The 9,488-nt window shown below is 48.6% G+C and carries 4 protein-coding genes; all 4 read left to right on the top strand.

Going from position 1 to position 9,488, the window contains the following annotated elements:
* The coding region (locus D6694_14150) for a DUF1329 domain-containing protein (protein RMH36063.1) at nucleotides 1–777 on the top strand (777 nt) is incomplete at its 5' end.
* A 73-nt stretch (nucleotides 778–850) separates the two neighbouring features.
* The gene (locus tag D6694_14145; GenBank protein ID RMH36062.1) at nucleotides 851–1,837 is read left to right on the top strand and encodes a hypothetical protein; all 987 of its coding nucleotides are present in this window, start codon (nucleotides 851–853) and stop codon (nucleotides 1,835–1,837) included.
* Complete coding sequence (locus D6694_14140; protein ID RMH36061.1) at nucleotides 1,834–4,173, top strand: RND family transporter; 2,340 nt, start codon at nucleotides 1,834–1,836, stop codon at nucleotides 4,171–4,173. The genes D6694_14145 and D6694_14140 overlap by 4 nt, the downstream gene beginning before the upstream one ends.
* A 166-nt stretch (nucleotides 4,174–4,339) precedes the next feature.
* On the top strand, nucleotides 4,340–9,211 hold the full coding sequence (locus D6694_14135; GenBank protein RMH36060.1) for an NAD-glutamate dehydrogenase: 4,872 nt from the start codon (nucleotides 4,340–4,342) through the stop codon (nucleotides 9,209–9,211).
* Nucleotides 9,212–9,488 lie beyond the last annotated feature (277 nt).

The raw sequence follows: 9,488 nt of genomic DNA, 5'->3' as shown, positions 1-9,488 counted from the left end.
GTGAAGTTCCGTGACCAATTGATGCAGCTTTACACACGTCCGGATATGACACCTGAAAAGCTTGAAGAGAAGAATATGTTGTTCTACTTCAAGCAATGGGTGGTGGCACCGGCGCGTTTGGCAGGGACGGCGCTTCTAGTACATGAAACCCTAAATCAGGTGAAGCAGCCTCGTCAGGCATGGACATACAACACCGGTCAACGACGGGTGCGTCGTGCACCAAATGTGGCATACGATGCACCGGGTACCGCATCGGATGGTTTGCGGACAACAGATGATTTTGACATGTACAACGGGGCCCCGGACCGTTATACCTGGACATTGAAGGGTAAACGGGAAGTCTTTATTCCCTACAATACCTACAAGCTGCACTCAGACAAGGTCACTTATGATGACATCCTGAAGCCAGGTCATATTAACCAAGACCTGAACCGCTGGGAGCTGCACCGTGTCTGGGTGGTTGAAGCTAACTTAAAGCCTGGCACACGCCATATCTATAAAAAGCGGGTCTTCTACATTGATGAAGACAGCTGGCAAATCGCTTTGGTCGATGTGTACAACAACAGCGACCAACTCTGGCGGGTCGAAATGTCGCACGCGGTGAACTATTACGATGTGCCGACATTGTGGTCAACGCTTGAGGCGTATTACGACCTTCTGTCCGGTCGTTACCTTGTCATTGGTTTGGATAACCAGGAGCGAATGTATAATTTCAATCCGGACCTTGACTTTAACGACTTTACACCTGCGGCACTGCGTCGTCAGGGCAAACGTTAAGCAATGTCATTTGACGGCCGGTCTTTCCGGCCGTTTTTCTTGCCATTTTCACAAAGGGCAGGGGTTGCGCTTGATGAAATATCGAATTTCGTTTTTATTTTGCTTGCTATTTTCCGCGGTAATTTGTTCAGCGGATGATATAGACAGTCAATGGTCAGAGATGATGCCATTGGCCTCTAAATCATTGCTACTGGACATTCAAGAAATTGCACCAAAAGTCTTAATCACCGTTGGTGAGCGTGGTCATATCCTAAAATCGAAGGATGGCGGACAGTCCTGGAAACAGGTTCGTGTGCCGACGCGGTCGACATTGACTGGTTTGGATTTTATCGACGATAAGCGGGGCTGGGTTGTTGGCCATGATAGTACAGTGTTATATACGGACGACGGCGGTGAGCACTGGACACTGCAATATCGAGATGCGGATGCAGAGCAGCCGTTGTTTGACGTGAAAATGCAGTCGCCAAATGAAGGGTTTGCCGTCGGAGCCTATGGACTAATGCTCCACACAACCAATAGCGGTCAAAGGTGGAATATCATAGAGCCGAGCCGTTTGGAAGATCCTGCTTTTGGTTACCCTCACTTTTATAAAATTGCACCGCTCGCTGATGGTTTGGTGATGGTTGGTGAAGCTGGAATGATTGCAAAATTGCCGGGCGACGACCCGGCAGGGTGGTCGCGTAGCCCGATTGACTATAACGGCTCGTTCTTTTCGATTGCAGAATTGGCCGACGGGGTTTTGTTGGTCGTTGGCCTGCGAGGCCATATTTATCGCTCGGTGGATAGTGGGACAACTTGGCAACATATCAAAACTGAGACCGTCGATAACTTTTACGACGTCGCCTATGAGCCTAACACCCGGCGTGTTGCCGTCGTTGGTGCTGACGGTTCGGTGCTGCTAAGTTTCGATAATGGGATGCACTTTCGACACTATCGATTGACGGAGCGAGAGACACTTAATGCCGTGCTATGGACAAGCGAAGGGAAGTTAATTGGTGTTGGGTTTGGTGGTGTTAAAGATTTGAATCAATTTGTCACACAGGCGTTGAATAACCAATGAGCCAAGAAAACAAGCTGAGTGAGAACCGTTTCCTTGCACGCATTGCAGACGTTATTTTTGAATGGCGTACGTCGTTATTGATGATTTTTACGTTGGTTACAATTTGGCTGTTTTACTCGGCCATACATTTACGTATTGACACAAGCTTCAAGAAGAATATTCCCTTGAAGCATCCATACATGCAAACCTATTTAAAATATCGTGACCAATTTGGCGGGGCAGACCGTATCTTAATTGCCGTGGAAAGTCGCCATGGTGATATTTTCAATCCCAAGTTTTTTCGCGTACTTGAAAATATTACCAAAGAAATGCAGGCCATTCCTGGGATTGATCCGAGTCACGTCAGCTCGATTTTTACGCCAGGGACACGTTATATCGAGGTGGACGAACAGGGGTTTCAAGGCGGCCCTGTAATTTATCCTGATTTTCAACCAAATGATTCTGGATTTAAAAAGGTTCTCTCGAACATTTTAAAAGCGGGTATTGTGGGTCGTTTGGTTTCCAATGACTTCCGATCTGCTATGGTCACAGCGCAATTGCTGGATAAAGATCCAAGCACTGGAAAGGCAATTGACTATATCCAGCTCGCGAAAGCGCTTGAGACGCGGATACGAGACAAGTATCAGGACGATGATATCGGTATACATATCATCGGTTTTGCCAAGATGATTGGGGATGTGGCAGAAGGCGCGAAGGGTGTTCTTGTATTTTTTGCCATCGCGATAGCTATTACATTGCTGCTTGTCTTGTGGTATTCCAAGTCATGGCGCCTGGCCATTCTACCAGTTGGCACCTCTATCATCGCGGTGATTTGGCAACTGGGGCTGTTGACCACACTTGGTTATGGCATTGACCCAATGTCTATTTTGGTGCCGTTTCTTGTCTTTGCGATTGGCGTGAGTCATGGCGTACAAATGATCAATGCCGTCGGGCGAGAAGTCGTAGCCGGGGCGACTACGCTGGCAGCAGCGAAAAGTGCCTTCATGCGATTGCTGCTGCCTGGTGGTGTGGCATTGGCCAGTGACACCTTGGGCTTTTTGACTTTATTGTTGATTGAAATCGACATTATTCGTGAACTCGCGGTAACAGCGAGTCTTGGCGTGGCTGTGATTGTGCTCACCAACCTGCTGGTCCTCCCACTCCTACTGTCCTATGTCAAGCTAGATGAACGCTTCAAAAATAAGCAGCGCAAAGCACAGGTTTGGCAGGACCGCTTATGGAAGAAATTGTCGGTGTTCGGCAGACCGCAATATGCCCAAAAAATTGTCTTATTGGCAATTGTGGTGACCGTGGTGGGTAGTTACTTTGCCGCACAACTAAAAATTGGCGACCAGCACGCAGGAGCACCGGCGTTACGGCCCGACTCGGTTTATAACCAGGATACGAAGTTTATTGTCGACCACTTCGCAATTGGCGTGGATCTCATCACCATCATTACCGAAACCAAAAAAGACGGATGTATTGATGCTGAAGTGATGAATGAAATCGACCATTTCCACTGGTATATGGAAAACGTACCAGGTGTGCAAAGCGTGATTTCTCTGCCGATGGTCGCAAAACGCATTAACGCAGCATTTAATGAAGGACACCCCGAGTGGAATGTGTTGCCCAGAAACTCGACTTTGCTTGCTCAGGCAACCTCAAGAGTACCAACCTCGACCGGTCTATTGAACAGTTCTTGTTCAGTCATGCCGGTTCTGGTGTTCACTAAAGATCATAAAGCTGAGACGATTGAGACGGTTGTCAATGCAGTAAAACACTACAAAGAAAAGTATCAACCAGATAACGTTCGCTATCTTTTGGCCAGTGCCCCTGTTGGCGTGCTCGCGGCCACCAACGAGGCCGTTTCTGCTGCCCAAAAACCCATGTTGGCTTGGGTCTATGGTGTCGTCATTTTATTATGTCTTTTGTCCTTCCGTTCGGTACGGGGAACCATATGCGTGATTGTCCCGCTTGCCATTGTGTCAATCTTGGCTCAGTCATCGATGACTTTGCTTGAAATTGGACTGACTGTGGCCACACTGCCGGTCATCGCCTTGGGAGTCGGTGTCGGTGTTGATTACGGTATTTACATTTTTTCGCGCATGATTAATTTCATTCGTGCTGGACTGTCGATTGAAGAAGCGTATTTCAACACGCTTCGTTTAACTGGTAATGCGGTAATAATGACCGGGCTGACGTTGGCCATTGGGGTCAGCACTTGGATATGGTCCGCATTACAATTTCAGGCAGATATGGGCGTTTTGCTGACCTTCATGTTGCTAGTCAATATGCTTGGCGCCATTACATTGTTGCCAGCGCTTGCGGCATTGTTGTATCGCAAACAAAATGTTTGATTGACATCACGGAAAGCCGGTCCGATGACCGGCTTTTTTGTGCATTTGGCTGTAGCGGAAAAAACAATTCACTCCTACAATATGCAGCAGATCGTGATTGTTTCTCATGCAATTAAATTTGGCCAGATAACAGCCTAACTGGGAAAGATAGATTAGGAGCACACTTATGCCGGCAGCACATCCATCAGAAGCTTCATCCGTTTTGATCGATAAAGTGATTGAATTGATTCGCCAAAAACTGAAAAAAAATGCCGCCAAACTTGTCGAACAGTTTGCACGTGACTTTTTACAAAGCGTCAGCCCAGAAGATTTGCAGGGACGAATGCCGAGTGATGTTTATGCGTCTTTAATGAGCTTATGGAGCTTCCTCCAAGCCAAAGGGAAAAATGGATGTAAGCTGCGTGTTTTCAACCCAGATTTTGAAGAGGATGGCTGGCAGTCCAAGCACACCGTGATTGAGGTGTTGCATGATGATTTGCCATTTTTAGTTGATTCCGTGCGCATGGAATTAAATCGGCTTGGGCTGACCACATTTCTAATCATTCATTTGCCGATGGCCATCACCCGGGATAAGCAAGGTAAGGTCACGTCAATTCGTAAAGCCACGATAGATGATGATCCAAATATTTTGGAAACACCGATGTATATTGAAGTCAATCGTCAGCCTGGTGGTGCGCGGCTGAGTGAAATCGAAGGACATTTGGAAAAAATACTTGCCGATGTGCGCTTGGTTGTTTCCGACTGGCAGCCGATGAAGGCCAAAATGGAAAGTGCCATTGCCGACCTTACGAAAGCGAAGGCGCCGATTGATGATGGAGACAGAAAGGAAAGCCTCGAATTCTTAAAATGGCTTTGCAATAATCATTTTACCCTGATCGGCTACAGTGGTTACGATATCAAGCCGCAGGAAGGTGGTTTTATTTTGCAGCCCAAAGCTGGCGAAGCGCTTGGCTTGGTCAAAAAAGCACAACGCAGACCACTGAAATTGAGCGAACTGCCCCTTGGCGCACAAAAGTTAGCACTCGAACCAACACTCCCGCTCGTCATTACCAAGACAAGTCGTCGTTCAACCGTTCATCGCCCAGCGTATGTAGATTACATCGGCGTGAAACGTTATGACAATCACGGCGAAGTGGTCGGAGAATACCGGTTCCTTGGGCTTTATACCTCAGAAGCCTACAACATGAGCCCTCGCCATATTCCCGTGTTACGACGAAAACTCGAGTGGGTGACGCAAAATTCTGGCCTGCCACCTCGCGGTCATGATTGCAAGGCACTACAAAATATCCTTGAAACTTACCCGCGTGATGAGCTTTTCCAAATGTCACGCGAAGAACTTCTGGAAACGGCGCTTGGTATTTTGCACATGAAAGAGCGCCCAATTATCAAAGCCTTTATTCGCCGAGACCCATACGGTCGATTCTTCTCGGTGCTCGTGTACGTTCCTCGCGATCAATACACCACGCGTCTTCGTAAGCAGATCATGGAGATTCTCCGCTATCGGCTTCAATCAGATAAGGAAATCACCTTTGAAACACGTTTCTCTGAATCGATCCACGCACGGACCCATTACATTGTGTATGTCGATAACGCTGAGTCTGTTCAGTACGATGTCAAGGATATCGAGAATGAAATTCGCGAGGTGGCACGTTCGTGGGAGGATAATTTTACCGATGCGTTGAAGACAGAATTTGGTGAAGAAAAGGGACTCGCTCTGGCGCACAAATACCGCGATGCCTTTACGGCAGGCTATAAGGCGGATGCCACACCTCAGACCGCTGTGCTTGATGTTCGGCACATGGAGGAGTTGACCGAGGAACATCCTCTGTCAATGATTCTCTACCGTCCACAAGAAAATGAAGAGGGAGCCCTTAGATTTAAGTTATACCACCGGGACGCGCCAGCATCATTATCGGAAGTGCTTCCCATGTTGGAAAACATGGGGCTCAATGTCATTGGTGAAACACCGTATCGAGTACAAGCGCAGGATGGCGTACAGCGCTGGATTCTCGACTTTGAAATGCTGCCCATTAATGCAGCAGACTTTAATTTGCATGAGATCAAAGCAAAGTTTCAGGAAGCGTTTTATCGGGTTTGGATTGGTGATGCGGAGAATGATGGCTTTAACCGTCTTGTGCTGGGTGCCGGTCTCGACTGGCGCCAAGTGGTCGTGCTACGCGCTATCGCCAAATATCTATGGCAGATCGGCTTTACCTTCTCACAATCGTACGTAGAGCAAACACTGGCAGCGCATCCGACCATTGCCCGCATGTTGGTGCGACTGTTTGAGCTTCGATTTGAACCAACCTCAAAAGTAGTCAAGCGTGACTTGGACAGGGCGGTGGAGTCGATTCGCCAAGCGCTGACCACGGTCTCGAATCTTGATGAAGATCGGATTATCAATCGTTATATCGAAGTGATTATGGCCATGGTGCGGACTAATTATTACCAAACCGATGGCGATGGAAATCCGAAAAACTACGTCAGTTTTAAACTTGAGCCCAGCAGAATTACCGAGATTCCAAAGCCGGTGCCGATGTTCGAGATCTTTGTCTACTCACCACGTTTTGAAGGGGTGCATCTACGCGGTGGCAAAGTAGCACGAGGCGGTTTGCGCTGGTCTGACCGTCGAGAAGATTTCAGAACGGAAATTCTCGGTTTGGTGAAAGCCCAGCAGGTGAAGAACTCGGTCATTGTCCCTGTGGGTTCAAAAGGCGGGTTTGTCTGCAAAAAGCTGCCGGCACCTGGTGATCGCGATGCCTTTCTACGAGAAGGGCAGGAATGTTATCGGGGATTTATTCGCGGACTGCTCGATATCACCGATAATTTGGTGAACGACAAAGTTGTGCCGCCCAAAAATGTCGTCCGGCACGATGAAGATGACCCTTACCTTGTCGTTGCGGCTGACAAAGGCACGGCGACGTTCTCTGACATCGCCAACAGCATTTCCGAGGAATACAATTTCTGGTTAGGCGATGCATTTGCCTCTGGCGGCAGCCAAGGCTACGACCACAAGAAGATGGGCATCACGGCGCGTGGTGCTTGGGAATCGGTCAAGCGACATTTCCGTGAAATTGGCATCGATTGTCAAAACGAGCCCTTCACCTGTGTTGGCGTTGGCGACATGAGTGGTGACGTTTTTGGTAATGGCATGTTGTGCTCCCGCAAGATTAAGCTGATCGGTGCCTTTAACCACATGCATATCTTTATCGATCCCAATCCCGATCCGGAGGTCAGTTATCAAGAGCGTGAAAGACTGTTTAATCTCCCACGATCCACTTGGGCAGATTACGACCCGAAACTCATTTCAGAGGGCGGGGGCGTGTTCGAGCGCTCTGCGAAGCAAATCCGCTTGACTCCACAAATGAAAAAGATGCTCGGCGTCAAAGAGAACACGCTAACCCCCAATGAGCTTATTCGTGCACTACTGAAAGCAGAGTATGACCTGTTCTGGAATGGTGGCATTGGGACTTATGTTAAAGCATCCACCGAGACCAATGCAGAAGTAGGTGATCGTGCAAACGATCCCGTTCGTATCAACGGCCGAGAGCTGCGTTGTAAAATCGTTGGCGAGGGCGGCAACCTTGGCTTCACGCAACGTGGTCGCATTGAATACATGATGCATGGTGGCCGCGGCAACACTGACTTTACCGACAACGTTGGTGGTGTGGATTGCTCCGACCATGAAGTCAACATCAAAATATTGCTGAACAAAGTGGTTGCCGATGGCGACCTGACCATGAAGCAACGTAATAAGTTGCTGGCCGACATGACGGACGATGTGGCCCAAGCCGTATTGTTCGACTGCTACTTGCAGACGCAATCTATCAGCATCATGGAAAGCCGTCGTCACAAGAACGTGAAAGAGCTGATGCGATTTATGCATCACCTTGAGCGCCAGGGCAAACTGGACCGTGCGCTTGAGTTCTTGCCAACCGATGAAGAACTTGTGGAACGGATGGCGAACAAAAAAGGCTTCACCCGAGCCGAGCTTTGCGTCTTGCTGGCGTACGGCAAAATGATGCTTAAAGAAGAATTAAATCAGCCAGAAATCACGGAGACGCCCTATTTTGAAGGCATTTTGTCGCGCTACTTCCCGAAAAAGTTGCGCACTAAATTTGCGAAGCAGATACGCGCGCATCGGCTGCGTGGGCCAATAATTGCGACCGTGTTGGCCAATGATCTGGTCAATTACATGGGCTGCAACTTTGCCTATCGGATGCACGATGAAACGGGGGCGAGCTATACCGACATTGCCATTTGTTTCTCGCTGGCACGAGAAATTTTTGGCATGGATGCGCTTTGGCGTGAGATCGAAGCCCTTGATAACAAAATCCCTGCCTCGTTGCAGATTTACTCCTTGTTCCAGTCGCAACGCATGATTCGGCGCGCCACTCGATGGTTCTTGCGTCATCGCAGAAAAGACATGTCGATTCAAGACACAATCGATTATTACGCGAAAGAGGTGCGTGAACTGGAGAAAAAAATCGACCAAGTCGTTGAAAAGAGTGAGGCCGAAGAAATTGCCAAAGATGTTGACGAATTGACAGCACAGGGCATGCCTAAACCACTGGCGCACCGAATTGCCTATCTGTCAACCATGTTCTCGGCGCTTGACATAGTGGATATGACAAAACAGACGGGCCTGCCGGTGAGCTTGGTTGCGGAAGTGTACTATAAGCTGGGCGCGCAGCTGCAACTTCACTGGTTCTTGGACCAAATTACCCAGCAACCCGTGGACAATCATTGGCAAGCGTTCGCCCGTTCCGCGTTCCGAGAAGAACTCGATTGGCAGCAACGCGGCCTGACACTGATTGTGCTAGAAACCACCAACGACAGAAAGACCGCGGATGAGCGAATTGGGGCGTGGATGACCGACAATGCCGACTTGATTGCGCGTTGGGTACAGATGATTTCTGACTTCCGAGCATCATCGTCGCACGAGTTTGCCAAATTCTCGGTGGCCTTGAGAGAATTGCTGATTCTTGTGCAGAACTGCATTCGTAAGGCACGGTCAATGGATGAACAGCACCTGTAAACTGAGGAAGGGCAATCGGCAGTGGTTGGTCGATTGCCCTTCCTAACCGCTAGGAACCGGTGATTGTTTTGTGCTTAGAATCGCTACGATTGGATATAATGAATGGTTATCAGTCACAGGGTTTTATATTTCGTTATGGCGCAAAAACTGGCCAAAAAAACCGTCAACTTTTTGACGATCGAAAATTTCCGCAAAGGCCTTTGCAACCTATTGATTTTGCGTTATTATTCGGAGCGTGCGGTCGGAGAGCTTTGCCCTGCTTAAAAGGGATTACGAC

It is taken from the genome of Gammaproteobacteria bacterium (assembly GCA_003696665.1).
GTDB lineage: Bacteria > Pseudomonadota > Gammaproteobacteria > Enterobacterales.
This window is presented reverse-complemented; position numbering and strand designations above follow the sequence as displayed.

Bases quoted from the DNA above. Each gene is read 5' to 3' on its own strand.
- D6694_14145 (RMH36062.1), top strand. From the start codon at position 851: ATGAAATATCGAATTTCGTTTTTATTTTGCTTGCTATTTTCCGCGGTA.
- D6694_14140 (RMH36061.1), top strand. From the start codon at position 1,834: ATGAGCCAAGAAAACAAGCTGAGTGAGAACCGTTTCCTTGCACGCATT.
- D6694_14135 (RMH36060.1), top strand. From the start codon at position 4,340: ATGCCGGCAGCACATCCATCAGAAGCTTCATCCGTTTTGATCGATAAA.